The sequence below is a fragment of the Terrabacter ginsenosidimutans genome, from assembly GCF_039539425.1.
GTDB lineage: Bacteria > Actinomycetota > Actinomycetes > Actinomycetales > Dermatophilaceae > Terrabacter > Terrabacter ginsenosidimutans.
The window spans coordinates 542,551-562,725 of the sequence record NZ_BAABDC010000002.1; the positions used below are offsets into that span (position 1 = coordinate 542,551).

At 71.7% G+C, this 20,175-nt stretch carries 20 protein-coding genes and 1 riboswitch; of the genes, 13 read left to right on the forward strand and 7 right to left on the reverse strand.

The features are described 5' to 3' along the window. The first annotated feature begins 56 nt into the window (after positions 1-56). The gene (locus ABD831_RS08500) at positions 57-2,315 is read left to right on the forward strand and encodes a polyribonucleotide nucleotidyltransferase (RefSeq protein ID WP_344944374.1); all 2,259 of its coding nucleotides are present in this window, start codon (positions 57-59) and stop codon (positions 2,313-2,315) included. Positions 2,316-2,421: 106 nt separating this feature from the next. On the opposite strand, the gene ABD831_RS08505 is transcribed toward ABD831_RS08500, so the two are convergent. Beyond that, a complete protein-coding gene (locus ABD831_RS08505; protein WP_344944377.1) occupies positions 2,422-3,411 on the reverse strand; it encodes a cytochrome c oxidase assembly protein in 990 nt (329 codons plus the stop codon). 228 nt (positions 3,412-3,639) lie between these two features. On the opposite strand from ABD831_RS08505, the gene dapB reads away from it, so the two are divergent. Together dapB and trhO are read left to right on the forward strand one after the other, a co-directional pair. After that, positions 3,640-4,428, forward strand: coding sequence for a 4-hydroxy-tetrahydrodipicolinate reductase (dapB, locus tag ABD831_RS08510; RefSeq protein WP_344944380.1), 789 nt, complete (start codon positions 3,640-3,642; stop codon positions 4,426-4,428). Positions 4,429-4,455: 27 nt separating this feature from the next. Continuing rightward, the gene (trhO, locus tag ABD831_RS08515; protein ID WP_344944383.1) at positions 4,456-5,319 is read left to right on the forward strand and encodes an oxygen-dependent tRNA uridine(34) hydroxylase TrhO; all 864 of its coding nucleotides are present in this window, start codon (positions 4,456-4,458) and stop codon (positions 5,317-5,319) included. Between the two features lie 74 nt (positions 5,320-5,393). Here trhO and ABD831_RS08520 read toward each other — a convergent pair whose 3' ends face one another. From ABD831_RS08520 to ABD831_RS08535, 4 genes are read right to left on the reverse strand one after another with little or no spacing between them, the layout of a single operon-like run. Beyond that, positions 5,394-5,789, reverse strand: a complete 396-nt coding sequence (locus ABD831_RS08520; RefSeq protein ID WP_344944386.1) for an MmcQ/YjbR family DNA-binding protein — start codon at positions 5,787-5,789, stop codon at positions 5,394-5,396. Positions 5,790-5,792: 3 nt separating this feature from the next. Then, positions 5,793-6,107, reverse strand: coding sequence for an AzlD domain-containing protein (locus ABD831_RS08525; protein ID WP_344944389.1), 315 nt, complete (start codon positions 6,105-6,107; stop codon positions 5,793-5,795). Then, on the reverse strand, positions 6,104-6,793 hold the full coding sequence (locus ABD831_RS08530; protein WP_344944392.1) for an AzlC family ABC transporter permease: 690 nt from the start codon (positions 6,791-6,793) through the stop codon (positions 6,104-6,106). The genes ABD831_RS08525 and ABD831_RS08530 overlap by 4 nt, the downstream gene beginning before the upstream one ends. Continuing rightward, entirely contained in the window at positions 6,790-7,488 is a 699-nt protein-coding gene (locus ABD831_RS08535) for a GNAT family N-acetyltransferase (protein ID WP_344944395.1), read from the reverse strand. The genes ABD831_RS08530 and ABD831_RS08535 overlap by 4 nt, the downstream gene beginning before the upstream one ends. Positions 7,489-7,580: 92 nt before the next feature. Here ABD831_RS08535 and paaA point away from each other — a divergent pair, with 92 nt between their 5' ends. The 10 genes from paaA to ABD831_RS08585 all read left to right on the forward strand — a co-directional run bounded on the left by paaA (position 7,581) and on the right by ABD831_RS08585 (position 16,950). Further along, positions 7,581-8,633 carry a 1,2-phenylacetyl-CoA epoxidase subunit PaaA gene (gene paaA, locus ABD831_RS08540; RefSeq protein ID WP_344944398.1) on the forward strand — a complete coding sequence of 351 codons (1,053 nt, stop codon included), beginning with the start codon at positions 7,581-7,583 and terminating at the stop codon, positions 8,631-8,633. Beyond that, a complete protein-coding gene (gene paaB, locus ABD831_RS08545) occupies positions 8,630-8,938 on the forward strand; it encodes a 1,2-phenylacetyl-CoA epoxidase subunit PaaB (RefSeq protein ID WP_142177457.1) in 309 nt (102 codons plus the stop codon). The genes paaA and paaB overlap by 4 nt, the downstream gene beginning before the upstream one ends. Continuing rightward, positions 8,935-9,786 carry a 1,2-phenylacetyl-CoA epoxidase subunit PaaC gene (gene paaC, locus ABD831_RS08550; protein ID WP_344944403.1) on the forward strand — a complete coding sequence of 284 codons (852 nt, stop codon included), beginning with the start codon at positions 8,935-8,937 and terminating at the stop codon, positions 9,784-9,786. Before paaB ends, paaC begins: the two co-directional genes overlap by 4 nt. Beyond that, entirely contained in the window at positions 9,783-10,292 is a 510-nt protein-coding gene (gene paaD / locus ABD831_RS08555; RefSeq protein WP_344944406.1) for a 1,2-phenylacetyl-CoA epoxidase subunit PaaD, read from the forward strand. Before paaC ends, paaD begins: the two co-directional genes overlap by 4 nt. Then, positions 10,293-11,450 (forward strand): 1,2-phenylacetyl-CoA epoxidase subunit PaaE, encoded by a 1,158-nt coding sequence (gene paaE, locus ABD831_RS08560; protein ID WP_344944409.1) that lies wholly within the window; start codon positions 10,293-10,295, stop codon positions 11,448-11,450. 251 nt (positions 11,451-11,701) lie between these two features. After that, positions 11,702-12,514 (forward strand): thymidylate synthase, encoded by an 813-nt coding sequence (locus ABD831_RS08565; RefSeq protein ID WP_142177462.1) that lies wholly within the window; start codon positions 11,702-11,704, stop codon positions 12,512-12,514. A 27-nt stretch (positions 12,515-12,541) separates the two neighbouring features. Then, positions 12,542-13,021 carry a dihydrofolate reductase gene (locus ABD831_RS08570; protein ID WP_344944412.1) on the forward strand — a complete coding sequence of 160 codons (480 nt, stop codon included), beginning with the start codon at positions 12,542-12,544 and terminating at the stop codon, positions 13,019-13,021. Positions 13,022-13,224: 203 nt separating this feature from the next. Then, positions 13,225-14,109: a 4-hydroxy-tetrahydrodipicolinate synthase gene (gene dapA, locus ABD831_RS08575; protein WP_344944415.1), complete on the forward strand. Its 885-nt coding sequence runs from the start codon at positions 13,225-13,227 to the stop codon at positions 14,107-14,109. 65 nt (positions 14,110-14,174) lie between these two features. Further along, complete coding sequence (locus ABD831_RS08580) at positions 14,175-15,860, forward strand: RNase J family beta-CASP ribonuclease (RefSeq protein ID WP_142177465.1); 1,686 nt, start codon at positions 14,175-14,177, stop codon at positions 15,858-15,860. 148 nt (positions 15,861-16,008) lie between these two features. Continuing rightward, positions 16,009-16,950, forward strand: coding sequence for an endonuclease/exonuclease/phosphatase family protein (locus tag ABD831_RS08585; RefSeq protein ID WP_344944418.1), 942 nt, complete (start codon positions 16,009-16,011; stop codon positions 16,948-16,950). A 52-nt stretch (positions 16,951-17,002) separates the two neighbouring features. On the opposite strand, the gene ABD831_RS08590 is transcribed toward ABD831_RS08585, so the two are convergent. Both ABD831_RS08590 and ABD831_RS08595 read right to left on the reverse strand, forming a co-directional pair. Then, the gene (locus ABD831_RS08590; protein WP_344944421.1) at positions 17,003-18,460 is read right to left on the reverse strand and encodes an aminotransferase class V-fold PLP-dependent enzyme; all 1,458 of its coding nucleotides are present in this window, start codon (positions 18,458-18,460) and stop codon (positions 17,003-17,005) included. Between the two features lie 36 nt (positions 18,461-18,496). Then, a riboswitch (SAM riboswitch) is annotated at positions 18,497-18,622 on the reverse strand. 106 nt (positions 18,623-18,728) lie between these two features. After that, positions 18,729-20,144, reverse strand: coding sequence for an MFS transporter (locus ABD831_RS08595; RefSeq protein WP_344944424.1), 1,416 nt, complete (start codon positions 20,142-20,144; stop codon positions 18,729-18,731). Positions 20,145-20,175 lie beyond the last annotated feature (31 nt).

Consider the following 20,175-nt stretch of genomic DNA (forward strand, 5'->3'; position numbering starts at 1 on the left):
CCACGCACACAACGACGATGTGCGCGGCACATGAGAAAAAGAAAGCGAGGGCCCACATGGAGGGTCCAGACATCACCTTCGCCGAGGCCGTCATCGACAACGGCAGCTTCGGCACCCGCACGGTCCGGTTCGAGACCGGCCGCCTCGCCCGACAGGCCGGCGGCGCCGTCACGGCCTACCTCGACGACGACACGATGCTCCTGTCGACGACGTCCGCGGGCAAGTCCCCGAAGGACCAGTTCGACTTCTTCCCGCTGACGGTCGACGTCGAAGAGCGCATGTACGCCATCGGCAAGATCCCCGGCAGCTTCTTCCGCCGTGAGGGACGTCCGTCCACCGAGGCGATCCTCACCTGCCGCCTCATCGACCGCCCGCTGCGCCCGACCTTCAAGAAGGGCCTGCGCAACGAGGTCCAGGTCATCATCTCGGTGTTCTCGCTGAACCCCGACCACCAGTACGACGTGCTCGCCATCAACGCGGCCAGCGCCTCGACGCAGATCTCCGGCCTGCCCTTCTCGGGCCCCATCGGTGGCGTGCGCGTCTCGCTCATCGACGGCCAGTGGGTCGCCTTCCCGAACTTCTCCGACATCGAGCGCTCGGTCTTCGACATGGTCGTCGCCGGCCGTGTCGTCAAGCACACCGACGGCAGCGACGACGTCGCGATCATGATGGTCGAGGCCGAGTCCACCGAGTCCACCTGGGACCTCGTCAAGAACGAGGGCAAGCAGGCGCCGACCGAGGAGGTCGTGGCCGAGGGCCTCGAGGCCTCCAAGAAGTTCATCAAGCAGCTCTGCGAGGCCCAGGCCCAGCTCGCTGCCGAGGCCGCCAAGCCGGTGCAGGACTTCCCGATCTTCCTCGACTACGAGGACGACGTCTACGCCGCCGTCGAGGCCGCCGTGTCCGACGACACGAGCGCTGCCCTGACGATCGCCGGCAAGCAGGAGCGCGAGGAGCGGCTCGACGCGATCAAGGCCGACGTCAAGGCCCAGCTCGCCGAGCAGTTCGAGGGGCGTGACAAGGAGGTCTCGGCCGCCTTCCGCTCCGTGCAGAAGAAGCTCATCCGCCAGCGCATCCTGCGTGACAAGGTCCGCATCGACGGCCGTGGCCTCGCCGACATCCGCGCCCTGGGCGCCGAGGTCGAGGTCCTGCCGCGCGTGCACGGCTCGGCGATCTTCGAGCGTGGCGAGACCCAGATCATGGGTGTCACGACGCTCAACATGCTCAAGATGGAGCAGCAGCTCGACACGCTGAGCCCCGTCACGCGCAAGCGCTACATGCACAACTACAACTTCCCGCCCTACAGCACCGGTGAGACCGGCCGCGTCGGTTCGCCGAAGCGGCGCGAGATCGGTCACGGCGCCCTGGCCGAGCGTGCGCTCATGCCGGTCCTGCCGACGCGCGAGGAGTTCCCGTACGCGATCCGTCAGGTGTCCGAGGCTCTCGGCTCCAACGGCTCGACGTCCATGGGCTCGGTCTGTGCCTCGACCCTGTCGCTGCTCAACGCCGGTGTGCCGCTGCGCGCCCCGGTCGCCGGCATCGCGATGGGCCTCGTGTCCGACACCGTCGACGGTGAGACGCAGTACGCCGCGCTCACCGACATCCTCGGTGCCGAGGACGCCTTCGGCGACATGGACTTCAAGGTCGCCGGCACCAAGGAGTTCGTCACGGCGATCCAGCTCGACACCAAGCTCGACGGCATCCCCGCGTCGGTCCTCGGTGGCGCGCTGACCCAGGCCCGCGACGCGCGACTGCACATCCTCGACGTCATGGCCGAGGCCATCGACGTGCCCGACGAGATGAGCCCGTACGCCCCGCGCATCATCACGGTGAAGGTCCCCGTCGACAAGATCGGAGAGGTCATCGGCCCGAAGGGCAAGATGATCAACCAGATCCAGGACGACACCGGCGCCGACATCTCGATCGAGGACGACGGCACGGTCTTCATCGGTGCGGTCGACGGTCCTTCGGCCGAGGCGGCTCGCGCGGCGATCAACGCCATCGCGAACCCGACGATGCCCGAGGTCGGCGAGCGCTTCCTCGGCACCGTCGTCAAGACGACGACCTTCGGTGCGTTCGTCTCGCTGCTGCCCGGCAAGGACGGCCTGCTGCACATCTCCGAGGTGCGCAAGCTCGTCGGCGGCAAGCGGATCGACAGCGTCGACGACGTCGTCAAGATCGGCCAGAAGATCCAGGTCGAGCTCAAGGAGATCGACCCGCGCGGCAAGCTCAGCCTCGCGGCGGTCCTCGCCGAGGGCGACAACGGTGACTCGGCTGCCGAGGCCGACGCACCGGCCGCGGAGTCTGCTGACGCCTGACCCGGTCCCGGATCCACGCGAGCGGCCCGTCACCCCGTGGGGTGGCGGGCCGCTCCCGCGCCCCCGCCACGCCGCCTGACGCCGTGGTCGGCAACGGCCCGGCGTGTCACTCCCGCGGCCGGAACCGCGCTGCCAGGCGGGGGTCGTCCTCCCACCACGGTCGGTCGGACCTGGCGTCGGGCTCCGGGGCGTCGTGCCTCACCGCGGCACGGTCCGTGTCCCCGGGCGCTCGGGCGCCGTCAAGCTGCTCGTCGATCTCGCGGGCCTCGCGCTCGTCGCTGCGGACCCATTCGACGAAGACGGCAGCGATGACCGGGATCCCGATCGACTCCGCGACGGCCAGCAGCGCGCCACCCCCGTACTTCTGGTCCATGGCGGGGGTCAGACCGCTGACGCCCGTGGCGAAGCCCGGAAAACCCGGGGCGAGCAGGGTGGAGCTCGTCATGACGACGATCCCCGGCACGGCGTCGAGGAGGCCGTCCACGAACGCGAGGAAGGTGCGGACGGGAGGCGTCGCCCACGGGGGAAGGAGGTCCTCGGTGAGCAGTGGCAGCACGAAGAGCAGGCCGGTGAGCAGCAGCACGACGTAGAGCAGCGCGGCGGCGCCGGGAGACCGTGTGGTGTGCTCGAACCACGGGGTGAGCATGACCAGCAGCAGGGTGCCGACGGCCAGCAGGGAGCTGACGGCCGGGAACGTCAGGACCCTGGCCACCCGTCCCTCGACGAGCCGGAGCACGAGCGGGCGCCGACCTCCGGGACCGGCCAGGACCCGGGCGCGCACGAGCCCGACGGGGTCCCCGAGCGCGAGCCCGACCGGCGTCACCGAGGCCAGCACCCCGATCTGCAGGCAGGCCACCCAGAAGACGTCGGTGCGGTGGACGGCGAGGGGTCCGCACACGGCATACGCCAGCGAGCCCATCCCGGCCAGGACGTAGACGGCGGGCCGCCACCACGGCCACGCGACTCCCGCGCGTCGGCCTCGCAGGACGCCGACGGCATACGGGACGCCGGCCAGCACCAGGAGGGCCAGACCCGTGGGCGAGGCCGTCCAGTCGGTCAGCAGGAGTGACGTGGCGGACAGGGGTTCGCTGGACATCGTCGCCTCGGACCTGCGGGGCTCACGGGTGCGGGCGACCGACCACCGGCCGGCCGGGGGCGCGACGGGGACGTGGACGGTCGAGCTGGGTCTGTTCCGGCATCCGCCCATGGTCGAGCCTCTGTCTGGGGGTGCGCTGGGACCCGTCCCCCGCGGACCGTGGGCCACGGCGTTCCGTATGCCGTGTGCGCTCGACCAGCGGGGTCGTCGGCTCGTTAGGGTGGCCGGGTGAGCGACACGACACGCAGCCCGTCCCGCGACACCAAGGTCGCCGTCATCGGGGCCAGCGGCCGGATGGGGTCCGAGGCGGTGCGAGCCGTCGAAGGCGCGCCGGGCCTGTCCCTCGTCGGCGCCTACGGCTCCGGCGACGACCTCGGCGACCTCGGCGGTGCCGACGTCGCGGTGGAGCTGACCGTCCCGTCGGCCTCGCCCGGCAACGTCGCCCACTGCGTCGAGCGCGGCGTCCACGTCGTCGTCGGCACCACCGGTTGGGACGACGCGCGGCTCGAGACCCTTCGGGGCCAGCTCGCCGCGGTGCCCCCAGCAGCCTCGGGCGCCGGCGTGGGGGTCCTCATCGCGCCGAACTTCGCGATCGGGGCGCTGCTCATGATGTCGTTCGCCGCCAAGGCCGCTCCCTTCTTCGAGTCCGTCGAGGTCATCGAGCTGCACCACCCGGCCAAGGTCGACGCGCCGTCCGGCACGGCCGCGCGCACGGCGACGATGATCGGGCAGGCCCGCTCCGAGGCGGGTTGCCCACCCGTTCCCGACGCGACCACCCACGATCCCGACGGCGCCCGCGGAGCCCGCGTGGACGGCATACCCGTGCACTCCGTGCGCCTGCGTGGGCTGACGGCGCACCAGGAGGTGCTGCTCGGCAACGCGGGGGAGATGCTGACCCTGCGTCACGACTCGTTCGACCGGGGCAGCTTCATGCCGGGTGTCATCGCCGCGGTGCGCGCCGTCCCGGACCACCCCGGCCTGACCGTCGGTCTCGAGCACTACCTCGGCCTCGGCTGACCGGCGCCCTCTCGAACGAGCCTTCTCGTGGCCATCCCCAAGGTCGTCCTCTTCTACGCGTTCCGGCCGCTCGCCGACCCCGACGCGCTTCGCCTCTGGCAGCGCGACCTCTGCGAGGGGCTCGGTCTGCGCGGTCGGATCCTGTTGTCCCCGCACGGGATCAACGCGACGGTCGGCGGCGACGTGACCGTGCTCAAGACCTACGTCCGCAAGACGCGTGAGTACGCGCCGTTCCACGGCATCGACGTGAGGTGGAGTGACGGCACGGGGCTCGACGCCGACGGGCACAGCCTCGACTTCCCGCGGCTGACGGTCAAGGTCCGCGACGAGATCGTGTCGTTCGGGGTGCCCGACGAGGTCGTTGTCGACGAGCACGGTGTCGTCGGAGGCGGAACGCGGCTGCGTCCCGACGAGCTCGACGCCCTCGTGGCCCGGCGCGGTGACGACGTCGTGCTCTTCGACGGGCGCAACGCCGTCGAGGCGCAGGTGGGCCGCTTCCGGGGCGCTGTCGTGCCTGACGTCGGGCACACGAGCGACTTCGTGCGCGAGCTGGACGCCGGCCGCTGGGACGAGCTGAAGGGGAGACCGGTCGTCACCTACTGCACGGGTGGCATCCGCTGCGAGGTGCTGACCAGCCTGATGCGCTCCCGCGGGTTCGAGGAGGTCTACCAGCTCGACGGGGGCATCGTGCGCTACGGCGAGGAACGGGGTGACCGTGGCCTGTGGGAGGGGCAGCTCTTCGTCTTCGACGAGCGCATGACGGTGGCCTTCAGCGACGAGGCCGTGCACCTGGCCGCGTGCCACGTCTGCGGCGCGCCGACGAGCCGCCTGCACAACCGCGAGGACCTGCCGGGCCGGCCGCTCGAGCCGGTCTGCGACGCACACGCCTGAGGCTGGCCACCGGGACACACCATCCCCGCCCACGCCGCCGCGGGCGTGCGGAGGCAACGGGATCCGTCCCTGGTTCAGGTGTTCGGCGGGCCCGGGGCGTCGCTGTCGAGTCCGGCCTCTGCGACCAGCTCCGCGGGTGCTCGCATGCGCCAGGCGTCCGTCACGAGCTCGACCAGACGATCGGTGTCGACGCGCTCGAGCCGCAGCATGACGAGCGGCGCGCCGTCGTAGGCCGGCGTCGTGAAGAAGAGCTCCGGCTCGCCCAGCACGAGAGCCTGCTTCTCGGCCTCGTCGCCCACGTAGAGCACGGCGACGTCGGTCCGGATGACCCGCCGTCGGCCGGGGACGCGCTCGGGCCAGGACCAGACGAAGCCCTTGTTGCCGACCCGGAAGTCGAACCCCTCACTCGTGATCTCCTCGACACCGGGCAGCGCCAGGGCGGTGCGGCGCACGTCGTCGGCGTCGGCCACCGGTCAGGCCCAGCCCAGGGCGCGCAGCACGGCTGCGGTCGCAGCGCCCAGAGCCACCACGACGATGAACGGCGCGCGCAGCAGCAGCGCCACCACGGCCACGGCCACGGCGACGGCGCGGGCGTCGAGCACGAGGACGCCTCCCGTTCCGGTGAAGGCCTGGGTCGCGACCAGAGCAGCCAGGAGCGCGATCGGGAGCGCGGCGGTGATGCGGCGCACGCGCGGAGCGTCGAGCAGCTGGGCAGGCACGAGGTGACCGGCGAGCTTGAGCGCAAAGGCGATCGCGGCCGCGACCAGCAGGGAGGTCCACAGGCTCATGCCCGCTCCCTCCTCGGGGTGCGCCATGCCAGCAGCGCCGCCGCCGCTGCCGCCACGACGGGTATGCCGGGTGGCAGCGTCGGCGACAGCACGATCGCCACGACGGCGCCGACGACAGCGATCGCGACTGCATCGCGGTTGCGCAGCCGGGGCCACAGCAGGGCGGTGAACGCGGCGCAGGCCGCGGCGTCGAGACCGTAGGTGCGTGGGTCGCCGATGAGGTTGCCGATGAGGGCTCCCGCCAGCGTGGTGAGGTTCCACAGCACGAAGACCGAGACGCCGGTGAGCCAGAAGCCGAGGCGGGAGGCTCCTTCGTCGTCCTGCGCGACGGCGACGGCCGTGGACTCGTCGATGGTCAGGTGGGCGGCGGCGATCCGGCGAGGCCCGCGGACGCCGAGCAGGTGCGTCAGCTCGAGGGCGTAGAGGCCGTTGCGGATGCCGAGCATCGAGGACGCGGCGATCGCCGCGGGCGCGGCGTGCAGGCCGTTCGCGACGATGCCGACGAAGGCGAACTGCGAGCCACCGGTGAACATCAGCAGGGACAGTGCCATCGCCTGCCATGTGTCGAGCCCGGCTGTCACGGCGAGCGCCCCGAAGCTGATCCCGTAGGCACCGGTGGCGACCCCCACCGACAGGGCCTGGCGCACGACGGCGCGCCGGGCTCCGGGGTCGGCCGTGGCGGTCACGCGCTTCCCGGGTCCCCGTCGTCAGCGCCGACCTGGCCGGTCCGGTCGGTCGGGGCGTCCTCAGCGGACCCGGCGGCCTCGGGATCGGCGAGGACGGCCGACAGGCGCAGCTCGCCGGCGGTGCCACCGTCCGGAGTGACCACGCGCTCACGGTGTGCCCCGTCGGCGACCATGCCGGCCGCGGTGAGGAAGGCCCGGGTGTCCTCGTCCGACGCCAACAGCCAGGCGCCGAGCTCGGAGCGGCCGCGCGCGCGGGCCGTGTCGACGACCGCGTGCAGCAGGCGCGAGCCGTGGCCCTGCCGGCGAGCGTCGGGGTGCACCCCGAGCACGATCAGCTCGGCCGTGCCGGTGTCGGCGTCGGCGTCGTCCGAGGCCCCGACCGCGGCGAACCCCACGACCTGCTCGCCGGCGCACGCCACGAGCAGCACGCCGTCGCGGGACTGCTCACCCTCGAGCGTGGCGCGCCACGCGTTCGCGAAGGCGCGCGGCTCGAAGGTGGCGAGCACCTCGGGAGCGAGCGCGGCGGCATACGCCTCCCGGAAGACGACGGCCTGCACGAAGCCGACCGCGGGCGCGTCGGAGGCCCGGGCGACCCGGACCGACGCGTCGGCGACCGGCCCTCGCTCGTGCCCGTGGTCGTGCCCGTGGTCGTTCCCTTGGTCGTGCTGGTGTTCGTTCCCGTGCTCGTGTGCCACACCCGCATCCTCTCAGGCGGGGACGGGCCCGCTGTCCACCCCAGCGCACCCCGGCTTTGGACGCCCCCGACCGCATCTCGCATACTGGACTCATGTATGGCAATGACGTCATCGACCCGAGCGAACCGCTGAACGCGGCCGAGACCGACGCGTACGACGCGGCGGCGGCGCACGACGACCGGCGAGACACGGTCGGGGACGACTTCGACGCCCTCATCGCCGCCGACCAGCGCATCGAACCGCGCGACGCGATGCCCGACACGTACCGCGAGACCCTGATCCGGCAGATCGCCCAGCACGCGCACTCCGAGATCATCGGCATGCAGCCCGAGGGCAACTGGATCACCCGCGCCCCGTCGCTGCGCCGCAAGGCGATCCTCATCGCCAAGGTCCAGGACGAGGCCGGCCACGGGCTCTACCTCTACTCGGCCGCCGAGACCCTCGGCATCGACCGGCAGGAGCTGCTCGACCGGCTCCACAACGGCAAGCAGAAGTACTCCTCGATCTTCAACTACCCGACGCTGACGTGGGCCGACTGCGGGGCCATCGGCTGGCTCGTCGACGGCGCGGCGATCATGAACCAGGTGCCGCTCTGCCGGTGCTCCTACGGGCCCTACGCCCGCGCCATGATCCGGGTGTGCAAGGAGGAGTCCTTCCACCAGCGACAGGGCTTCGAGATCCTCTGGAACCTCATGCGCGGCACCGAGGCCCAGCAGGCCATGGCCCAGGACGCGGCCGACCGGTGGTGGTGGCCCGCGCTCGCGATGTTCGGCCCGCCCGACACCGGCGAGGCGGCCACCAAGGGTGGTCACACCGAGCAGTCGATGGCGTGGGGCATCAAGCGCTTCAGCAACGACGACCTGCGCCAGAAGTTCGTCGACATGATGGTGCCGCAGGCAGAGAAGCTCGGCATCGTGCTGCCCGACCCGGACCTGCGCTGGAACGAGGAGCGCGGCCACTGGGACTTCGGCGAGATCGACTGGGACGAGTTCTGGCAGGTCCTGCGCGGCGACGGGCCGTGCAACGCCGAGCGCATCGAGCACCGTCGACGCGCCCACGACGAGGGCGCCTGGGTCCGCGAGGCAGCCAACGCGTACGCCGCCAAGCAGGCGACCCGGGAGCACCAGAAGGAGAGTGCAGCGTGACCGAAGCACCCGAGAGGGCGACCGAGCGCAGCTGGCCGCTCTGGGAGGTCTTCGTCCGCGGCAAGCGCGGCCTGTCCCACGTGCACGTCGGCTCGCTCCACGCGCCGGATGCGGAGCTCGCCCTGCGCAACGCGCGCGACGTCTACACCCGCCGTCAGGAGGGCGTGTCGATCTGGGTCGTCAAGGCCGACGACGTCACCGCGAGCAGCCCGTCCGAGAAGGACTCGTTCTTCGACCCGGCCGGCGACAAGATCTACCGCCACCCGACGTTCTACGACGTGCCCGAGGATGTCGAGTACCTGTGAGCGACCACGTGACCGAGGCCGCGACCTCCGCCTCGGAGTCCGCCAAGCGTGAGCCCCTGCCGGGCGCCGCCGAGAACACGGGCGCCGACCCCGGCTCGAAGCCGTATGCCGGCTACCTCCTCGGCCTCGCCGACGACGCCATGGTCTACGCCCAACGGCTCGGCGAGTGGATGACGAACGCCCCGCAGATCGAGGAGGACATGGCGCTCGGCAACATCGCGCTCGACCTCCTGGGACAGGCGCGCGGGCTCTACCCCTACATCGGCTCGATCGACGGCACGGGGCGCGGCGAGGACGACTACGCCATGCAGCGCGACGAGCGAGAGTGGCGCAACGTCCACCTCGTCGAGCAGGAGCGGGGCGACTTCGCCGACGAGATGGCGCGGCTGCTGTGGTTCTCGGCCTACCAGGTCGAGCTGCACACCGCCCTGAGCGGCTCCGGCGACGACGTCGTCGCGGGCGTCGCCGGCAAGGCGCTCAAGGAGGTCCGCTACCACCTCGACCACGCAGCGCTCTGGGTCGTGCGGCTCGGCGACGGGACCGAGGAGTCCCACCGCCGCATGCAGGCCGCCCTCGAGCGAGCGCTGCCCTACCTCGCCGAGCTCTTCGACGACGACGAGGCGTCGGTGCTTGCCGCCGAGCTCGGGGTCGGGGTGCTGCCGTCGACCCTCCACGACGCCGTCGTTGCACGGGTCGCGGCTGTCGTGGAGCAGGCCACCCTCGAGCTGCCCGACGGGTCGCGGTGGCGCTCGCGCGGAGGCCGCGCCGGCATCCACTCGCGCCCCATGGGATACCTCCTCGCCGAGATGCAGCACATCGCCCGGTCCCACCCCGGCGCGACGTGGTGAGCGCCGTGGCCGTGGATTCCGCTGTCGCACAGGCGATCTCGCGCATCCCAGATCCAGAGGTTCCGGTCATCAGCATCGCCGACCTCGGCATCCTGCGCGACGTCGAGGTCGACGAGCAGGCACACACCGTCGTGGTGACCATCACCCCCACCTACAGCGGGTGCCCCGCCATGGAGGCGATCGCTTCCCGCATCGTCTTCGAGGCCGACCGGCAGGGGTATGCCGCCGACGTCCGCACGCGGCTGTCGCCGGCGTGGACGACCGACTGGATGAGCGACGAGGGGCGGGCAGCCTTGCAGCGCTTCGGGATCGCCCCGCCCGGACCGGCTCCGTCGGGGGAGTCGGGCGGCCCGGTCGCGGTGACCCTCACCCGGCACGTCGTCGCCTGCCCCCGCTGCGGGTCCACCGACACCTCCGAGATCGCCCACTTCGGCTCGACCGCCTGCAAGGCCCTTCGCCGGTGCAACGCGTGCCTCGATCCCTTCGACGAGTTCAAGGCCATCTGAATGACCGACGTCACCACCCCGGCCGTGTCCGAGACCGCCGCGGCCGGCGCTCCGGCTCCCGCCGTCCCGCGCCACCGGGCGCGCTTCCACCCGCTCACCGTCTCCTCGGTCGAGCGGCTCACGGAGGATGCCGTCGCCGTGACCTTCGCCGTCCCCGAGGACCTCGTCGACGAGTTCGCGTTCGAGCCCGGGCAGCACCTGACGCTTCGGGCCACGATCCGCGGCGAGGAGGTGCGCCAGTCCTACTCGATCTGCCAGTCCCGCCGCGCCGACCCTGCGGGACGCCACCTGCGGGTCGCCGCCGCACGTGTGCCCGAGGGCCGGATGTCGAACTGGCTCAACGACGCCGTCTCGCCCGGCGACGTCGTCGAGGTGATGACCCCCCAGGGCTCCTTCACCTGCCCGACCCGGCCGGACGGCATACGCCATCACGTCGCGATCGCGGCGGGCTCCGGCATCACCCCCGTGCTCTCGCTGCTGACGAGCGCGCTCGAGGAGGAGCCGGGATCACGCGCGACGCTGCTCTTCGGCAACCGTCGCCCGAGCTCGATCATGTTCCTCGAGGAGCTCGAGGACCTCAAGAACCGTTTCCCGGGCCGGTTCCACCTGGTCAACGTGCTGTCGCGTGAGGCCCAGGACGTCGAGCTCTTCCACGGGCGGCTCGACGCCGAGCGGCTCACGGCGATCTTCGACTCGCTGCTGCCGGTCGGGACCGTCGACGAGTGGTACCTCTGCGGGCCGTTCGGCATGGTCACCGGCGCCGAGGCGCTGCTCACGCAGCGTGGCGTCGACGTGCGGCACATCCACCACGAGATCTTCCACGTCGAGGACGGCACGGAGCCCCGGCGCAAGGTCGTCGTCGATGCCGGCGCCCCGCCCGAGGCCACCGTCACCGTCAACCTCGACGGCCGCACGACGGTCATCCCGATGCCCAGCCGCGAGGAGACGATCCTCGACGCGACGCTGCGGGCCCGGCCCGACGCCCCGTTCTCGTGCACGAACGGCGTGTGCGGCACCTGCCGCGCCAGGCTCGTCTCGGGCGAGGTGCGGATGGACCGCAACTACGCGCTCGAGCCCGAGGAGGTCGCCGCCGGCATCGTCCTCGCCTGCCAGAGCCACCCGGTCACCGACACGGTCAGCCTCGACTACGACGCCTGACCTCCGCGGGCGCCTCCGTGTGCCATGACCGCCCTTCTGGGGGCGGCCACCGCCCTCAGGTCCCAGCCTGACCTGCCCGGCTCGGTGAGGTACACCTGTGGGTGCACCACGCTCCACCGAGCCGACGCCTCGCCAACGGATGGCCTTCTTCGTGTGCGGCCAACGCCCTCATCGGGGCAAGGGGTGCACACGAAGCGCTGGCGGCGCGGCATACGAGGGTGGTCATGGTCGTGCGGGCTAGGCTGCGGACCGTGCGGCAGTACCTCGACCTCCTCGACCACGTCCTGACCCACGGTCAGGAGAAGTCCGACCGGACCGGCACAGGCACCCTCAGCGTGTTCGGCCACCAGATGCGCTTCGACCTCGCCGACGGCTTCCCGGCCATGACGACGAAGAAGCTGCACCTGCGCTCGATCATCGGCGAGCTTCTCTGGTTCCTGCGCGGCGACACCAACGTGCGCTGGCTCCAGGATCGCGGGATCTCCATCTGGGACGAGTGGGCCGACGAGCGCGGCGACCTGGGGCCCATCTACGGCTACCAGTGGCGGTCCTGGCCCACCCCCGACGGCCGGCGCGTCGACCAGATCGCCAAGGTCATCGAGCAGATCCGCACCAACCCCGACAGCCGCCGTCTCATCGTCTCGGCGTGGAACGTCGCCGACGTCGACGACATGGCCCTGCCGCCCTGCCACACGATGTTCCAGTTCTACGTCTCGCCGCCCGGCCCCGACGGCCGCCGCCGCCTCTCGTGCCAGCTCTACCAGCGCAGCGCCGACATCTTCCTCGGCGTCCCGTTCAACATCGCGAGCTATGCCCTGCTGACGCAGATGGTGGCGCAGCTGACCGACCTCGAGCCGGGGGAGTTCGTGCACACCCTCGGCGACGCCCACCTCTACCTCAACCACCTCGACCAGGCGCGCCTGCAGCTGACCCGCACGCCGCACCCGCTGCCGACGATGCGCATCACGCCGGGCAAGACGGACATCGACGACTTCGACCTCGACGACTTCGAGCTCGTGGACTACGTGGCCGAGCCGGGCATCAAGGCCCCCATCGCCGTGTGAGCGCCGCCGTCTGGGAGCCTTGGCGCCATGAGCACCGCGCTGCCGAACGTGACGATGATCGCCGCCGTCGGGCGCAACGGTGTCATCGGTGACGGCCTGATGATGCCGTGGCACCTGTCGGAGGACCTGAAGTTCTTCAAGCGCACGACGATGGGCCACCCGATGGTCATGGGTCGACGCACGTTCGACTCGATGGGCGCCCTGCCCGGCCGTCGCAGCATCGTCGTGACCCGCCAGCCGGGCTGGAGCGCCGCAGGGGTCGAGGTCGCGCACTCCGTGCCGGAGGCGCTCGGCGCCGCCTCCGACAGCGAGCAGGTCTTCGTCGTCGGTGGGGGAGAGATCTACCGCCAGGCGATGGAGTATGCCGCCCGCCTCCTCGTCACCGAGGTCGACCAGTCCCCGGAGGGCTCGGTCACCTTCCCCCGGATCGACCCCGCCGACTGGGTCGAGACGGCGCGTGACGTGCACCCCGGCTTCGCCTGGGTCACCTATGAGCGGCGCCGCTGACACGGCATACGAGATCCTCCGAGGAATTCCTCGGCCCGGGCTGTAACGCCGGGCGGACGCCTGCGATGTAGGGGGTGGCGAGGCACTACTCGGACCCCCGAGCGAGTAGTGCCTCGCCTCCTCCGTGCCCGTGACGGCCCGGCCCGCGCGCCCGGCGTGGGCGTGGCGTCGTGCGCGCGGATGCGGGCGCTAACCTTGGGCGCATGGCTGACGCACCCGCCCTCGGACGTGTTCTCTCGGCGATGGTGACGCCCATGAGACCCGACGGCTCCATCGACCTCGACGCGGCCCAACGGGTCGCGACGCACCTCGTCGAAGCCGGGCACGACGGCCTCGTGGTCTCCGGCACGACCGGTGAGTCGCCCACGACCTCCGGCGACGAGAAGGACGAGCTGCTCCGTGCCGTCATCGGCGCGGTCGGCGACCGGTGCGTGGTCATCGCAGGCGCCGGCAGCAACGACACCGCCAAGAGCGTCGAGTCGGTGCAGCTGGCGCAGAAGGCCGGTGCGGACGCGGTCCTCGCCGTGACGCCCTACTACAACAAGCCCCCGCAGGCTGGGCTCGTGGCCCACTTCCTGGCGCTCGCCGACGCCAGCGACCTGCCCGTCATGGTCTACGACATCCCGGGCCGCTCGGGCGTCGCCATCGCCCGCGAGACCTACCTGCGCATCGCCGAGCACGACCGCATCACCGCGGTCAAGGACGCTCGGGGGGACCTCTGGTTCGCGAGCCAGATGATGCAGGAGACCGGGCTCGACTGGTACTCCGGCGACGACGCGATGAACCTCGGTCACTACGTCAACGGCGCCGTCGGGTTCGTCGGCGTCACCTCGCAGGTGGCGCCCGTGGCCTACCGCGAGATGGCAGACGCCGTCCTCGAAGGCCGCTGGGACGACGCCCGTGCCGTCCACCGCCGCCTGACGCCGCTCGTCGACGCCGTCATGAACGTCACCCAGGGCGCGATCATGGCCAAGGCCGGCCTCGTCCTCCAGGGAGTCATCGAGTCGCCGACCGTGCGCCTGCCGCTGGTCGAGGCCGACGACGCGCAGACATCGCTCCTGCGCACCGCGCTCTCGGCGGTCGGATGACCGCCACATGACCTCTGCCCGGAGCCCTCGAAGGCCCGGCAGCACCACCGAATGACAGGACACCTGTGAGCCACCCGCACCCAGAGCTGACCGCGCCCCCCGCCCTCCCCGACAACGGCCTGAGGGTCGTGGCGCTCGGTGGGCTCGGCGAGGTCGGCCGCAACATGGCCGTGCTCGAGACCAAGGGCAAGCTGCTCGTCATCGACTGCGGCGTCCTCTTCCCCGAGGACCACCACCCGGGAGTCGACCTGATCCTCCCGGACTTCAGCTACATCGCCGACCGGCTCGACGACATCGTGGCGATCGTCCTCACGCACGGCCACGAGGACCACATCGGCGCAGTGCCCTACCTGCTCAAGCTCAAGGGCGACATCCCGATCATCGGCTCCACGCTGACCCTGGCGCTCGTCGAGGCCAAGCTCAAGGAGCACCGCATCCGGCCCTACTCGATGGCGGTCAAGGAGGGCCAGCGGGAGAAGCTCGGTGTCTTCGACCTCGAGTTCGTCGCCGTCAACCACTCGATCCCCGACGCGCTCGCGGTGTTCGTGCGCACCGAGGCCGGCACGCTGCTGCACACCGGCGACTTCAAGATGGACCAGCTCCCGCTCGACGGTCGTCTGACCGACCTGAGGGCCTTCGCGCGCCTGGGCGAGGAGGGCGTCGACCTCTTCCTCACCGACTCGACGAACGCCGACGTGCCCGGCTTCACGACGCCCGAGCTCGAGATCGCCCCCGCCATCGACAAGGTGTTCCGCCACGCGGAACGCCGCATCATCGTCGCCTGCTTCAGCAGCCACGTGCACCGCGTGCAGCAGGTGCTCGACGCCGCGGAGAAGGCAGGTCGCAAGGTCGCCATGGTCGGTCGGTCGATGGTGCGCAACATGGGCATCGCCGCCGAGCTCGGCTACCTCAGGGTGCCCGACGGCATCCTCATCGACATCAAGAAGATCGACAGCCTGCGCGACGACGAGCTCGTCCTCATCTGCACCGGGTCGCAGGGTGAGCCGATGGCTGCCCTGTCGCGCATGGCCAACCGCGAGCACCGCATCGACGTCGGCCCGGGGGACACCGTGCTCCTCGCGAGCAGCCTCATCCCCGGCAACGAGAACGCCGTCTACCGCATCATCAACGGCCTGATGCGGCTCGGGGCCAACGTGGTCCACAAGGGCAACGCCAAGGTCCACGTCTCCGGCCACGCGAGCGCCGGCGAGCTGCTCTACTGCTACAACATCGTCAAGCCGCGCAACGTCCTGCCCGTCCACGGCGAGTGGCGGCACATGTATGCCAACGCCCAGCTCGCCATCGCCTCCGGCGTCCACGAGGACCAGGTCGTGCTCGCCGAGGACGGCGTCGTCGTCGATCTCGTCGAGGGGGTCGCCCAGGTGACCGGTGTGGTCGAGTGCGGCTACGTCTACGTCGACGGCAGCAGCGTCGGCGGCGCCGACGAGGCCCTGCTCAAGGACCGCCGCATCCTGCGCGACGAGGGCTTCATCACCTGTGTCGTCGTGCTCGACGCGGCCACCGGCAAGATCGCGAGCGGCCCGGAGATCACGGCCCGCGGCTTCGTCGAGGACGCGGAGATCTTCCAGCAGGTCATCCCCAAGGTCGAGCGCGCCATCGAGGAGGCCGTCGCCAAGGGTGTGCTCGACGACCAGCAGCTCCAGCAGGTCATCCGTCGCGCCGTCGGCTCGTGGGTCGGTGGCAAGATCCGTCGCCGTCCGATGATCATCCCGGTCGTGCTGCAGGCCTGAGGTGACGGTTCACGAGGTCGACGGGGGGACCGAGCACCCGGTGGTCATGGGCGACCCGACGCACCGGACGGGGGACGCGGGCGCTGCGCCGAGACCACTCTCGGCTGAGCGCCGGCCGTGGGGGCGGCGTCCCCGACGTTGGGTCGACGTGGCCATCGGCGTCGTCCTCCTCGGCCTGGGCGCGGTCGGAGCGCTTCGCTGGTACGACTCGACGGCCTACCTCGTCGTCGTGCTGCAGACCGCGGGCCCGTTCGTCGTCGTCGGCCTCGGGCTGCTCGCTGTCGCGACCCTCGTCCTGCGTCGGTGGTGGATGCTCGTCCCGGTCGTCGCCGTGCTCGCCGTGGCCGTGGCAGTGGCGGCGCCGGCGTTCCGGGCGACGTCCTCGCCCAAGGCCGACCGCGACCTGACCGTCATGTCGGCGAACGTCTGGATCGGGTCCGCCAACGCGGCGCAGCTCATGGACGCCGTCCGCTTCCACTCCGTCGACGTGCTCGTGCTCACCGAGGCGACGCCTGCGATCCTGCGACGGCTCGACGCCGAGGGCGCTGCCGACTACTTCAACCAGCGCGAGGGGGTCGCCCGCTCCGGCACCTACACCGGGACGATGGTGCTCTCGCGATTCCCGCTCTCGGTGCGCAGTCCCGGCACCGACCCCACCGTCGAGGGCACCCGGAGCGTCCAGCCCGAGCTCGACGTCACGGCGCCGGAGGGCACGGTCCGCCTCAAGGTCGCGCACCCCACCGCACCCCTGCAGGGCGACACCGTCGAGTGGCGTGCCGGGCTGCGAGCCCTCCAGTCGTGGAAGCAGCAGCTCGACGGCGACGAGCTGCTCGTCATGGCGGGCGACTTCAACGCGGGCTTCGGGCACCCGGGCTTCCGCGACCTCGCCGATGGGCTCGACGACGCCCAGCGCACCGACGGTCAGGGCTGGGTGCGCACGTGGCCGTTCGCAGGCAACCGGTTGCCCGCCTTCGTCCAGCTCGACCACCTGCTGAGCCGGGGCCTGACGGTCGTGGACGCCGGACAGGTGGCGTACAACCGGGCCGACCACGCGGCCGTGTGGGCGAGCTACCACCTGCCCACCCGCTGAGCCGTGGGCGGCCGGGCGCGTCCCGGAGTCAGGCCCGGAGTCAGGCCCCGAGTCACCAGGGGCGCTCGACCTCGATGTCGCGGGGGTCGGTGCCCTCGATGGCCCAGCCGGCCCCGGTGAGGGTCCACCTCGCATCGGTGCCGTGCTCGACGAGGCGCGCGACGGCGGCGACGAGGCGCTCGACGCCCTCGAGGGTGCTGCCGAGACCGATGCTCGCCCGGACGGCGGTGGCCGCGCGCTCGCCCCACGGGTCCTCGAGCAGCTCGTCGACGAGCAGGTGCGCGCAGAACTTGCCGTCGCGGACGCCGATGCCGTGCTCGACGGACAGCACCTGCGACACGAGCGAGGAGTCCCAGCCCTCGACGGTGAACGCCACGACGCCGACACGGTCACTGTCGTCGCCGAAGATCGAGAGCACCTCGACGCCGGACACCTCGTCGAGCCCGGCGCGCAGCCGCTCGAGCAGGCGCGTCTCGTGCTCCTCGATCGCCTCACGGTGGCGTGCGATCGTCGAGCAGGCGGCGGCCAGGGCGATGGCACCGACGACGTTGGGGCTGCCGCCCTCGTGACGGGCGGGGCCGGTGGCCCACGTCGTGCCGTCCTCGGTCACCGACCGGGTCGCGCCTCCGCCGAGGAGGTACGGGCTGCCGGCATCGAGCCAGTCCGAGCGTCCGGCGAGCACACCCGCGCCGTAGGGGGCATACGTCTTGTGGCCCGAGAACGCGACGTAGTCGGCGTCCCAGCCCGCGAGGTCGATGGTGCGGTGCGCGGACAGCTGGGCGGCGTCGACGGCGAGCCGGGCGCCGTGCTCGTGTGCGAGGGCGGCGAATCGCTCGACGGGCCAGACCTCTCCGGTGACGTTGGACGCGGCCGCGACCACGACGAGGCGGTGCCGCGACGGGTGGTCCGCGAGGGCCTCCTCGAGCAGTGCGTGGGCGTCCTCGACGGTCTGCGGGACGGGGAGGCGCACGGTGCGGAAGCGGCCCCACGGCAGCAGGGTCGAGTGGTGCTCGGTGTCGAAGACGAAGACCGTGGTGCGGCTCGGCAGCGCCTTGCTCAGCAGGGACCACGAGTCCGTCGTCGTACGCGTGAAGATGACCGAGTCGTCCTCACGCGCCCCGACGAACGCGGCGACCTCCTCGCGGGCCTGCTCGTACCACGCGCTCGTCAGGCGGGAGGCGAAGCCGGCGCCGCGGTGCACCGAGGAGTACGTCTCGAGCGCACGGTCGACCGCCGCCTTGACCGTCTCGAGCGCGGGTGTCGACGCAGCGTGGTCGAGGTTGGCGTATGCCGTCTCGCCGCGGAGCGTCGGCACGCGCAGACCCGCGCCGACGACGGTGGGCAGCGTCCGCGCCTCGGGCACGACGTGCAGGGCCCGGGCGCGCACGGCCGGCGCGGGCGAGCTCCCACAGAGTGAGGCGGCTGCCTGCGTGGCGCCCCGCGTCGAGGGGTGCGTCGAGGGGTGCGACGAGGGACGGGTGGTGGGACGGGTCGAGGGAAGGACCGACATGCCAGTGCTCCTGGGTCAGGGGACCCACCCGGTGCGGGTCCGCGCTTGCCGACCTCGATGACGCGTTCGGACCGAGGGCGGCCTGGTCGTCACCCGGAGCACCCCACCGCGGAGGAGGGTTGCTGACCAGCGAGCCGGGGCTTGTCACTGGCACTCATGACCTGGCTAGGACCATAGGGGCGGCCGTCGCCTGATGTCCACCGGTCGGGCCCGCGGTGTCGCGATCTGAGACGCGGTCCGGTCCCACGGGTATGCGGTCTCGGCGCTCTCAGCCAGCACGGCGTCGCCGCCGGACGTCCCGGTACTCGGCCACGACCGTGAGCCCCGGCTTGTCGTTCATCGTCCGCCACGCGGCGAGGCCCGCGGCGCACATCCCGAGTCCGGCGATGAGGTAGGCCGCCATCGCGCCGGTGTAGGTGAGGTGGACGGTCCCCAGGCTGACGGTGCGGGGGAGCGAGAGCATCGCGTCGAAGGCCGCCGCGAGGAGGGGGGCGAGGGCGAGCACGGCCACGAGCACGACGCCGTCGAGCGACTGGACGAGGGCGAAGGTGCGGCCACGCACCTCGTCCTCGACCGTGAGTCCGAGCAGCGTGTAGCCCACCACCCAGGCCACGCCGATGACGGCGCCGAGCACCGTCGCGAGCGGCAGGGCGACGAGCAGCACGGGCACGACGGCGAGCACGAGCAGGAGCACCCCGGCGCTCGTCAGCGCGGCGCCGAAGATCCGCGGCCGGGAGAGACCGGCGAGCGCGCGGGGTCCACCGACGATCCCGGTCGCCATGCCGGTGAAGACGGCGACGAAGAGCATCCCGTAGCCCGGAGCGCCTGCGCCCATGTCCTTGACGAAGCGCGTCGCGAGACCGATCACGAGCCCGCCCCCGGCAAAGGCCCCCAGCATCCCGGCGATGAGCCCTCGCACGAAGGGTCTCTCCTTGACGATGCGCAGGCCGTCGGTGACCGTTCGGAGGATCGACTGGCCGGCGAGCGTCTCGCTCGCTTCTCGAGCGGGGAAGGTGAGCCGCCAGACGATGGCGGCGCTGATGAGGAAGGTCGCCCCGTCGACGTAGATCGCCAGGAAGATGCCCTCCGGGTCGAGTCCCGGCAGGACGGTGCGGAGTGGGCCGCTGAGCAGCGCCAGTGCGGAGAAGACCAGCGCGGCCAAAGGAGCCGTCCCGTAGCTGCCCACGAGCCCGAGCTGGTTGGCCATCTCGAGCCGGGCCGGCGGCACCAGGTTGGGGAGCGTGGCGTCCTTGGCCGGGTTCCAGAACAGCGAGATGCACTCGATGACCACGATGGCGACGTACATCCACCACAACGTCCCCACGACCGGGATGGACACGAAGAGCGCGCAGCGGAGCAGGTCGCCCGCGATCATCGTGCGGCGCCGGTCGAGGCGGTCCGCGACCACTCCGGCGAGCGGTCCGAGAACCACGGCGGGGGCGATCCGCAGGATGAAGACGCCCGAGACGGCGAGGTACTCGCCCACCCCGCCGGCCGCCAGCTCGGCGGCGAGTGCCGTCGTGGCGAGCAGGGCGAGCCAGTCGCCGAAGCTGGAGACGGTGCCCGCGGCCAGGAGGTTGCGGAAGGGACGGATCGCGAGCAGCTGCCGGAGGGCCGACCTGCCGGACTGCGGGAGGTCCCCGGCGGTGTCGTGTCCCTCGGTCGGGGGCGGCCCCGTGCTCACCCTTTCAGCCTAGGAGGCCCGGCCCCCTCGG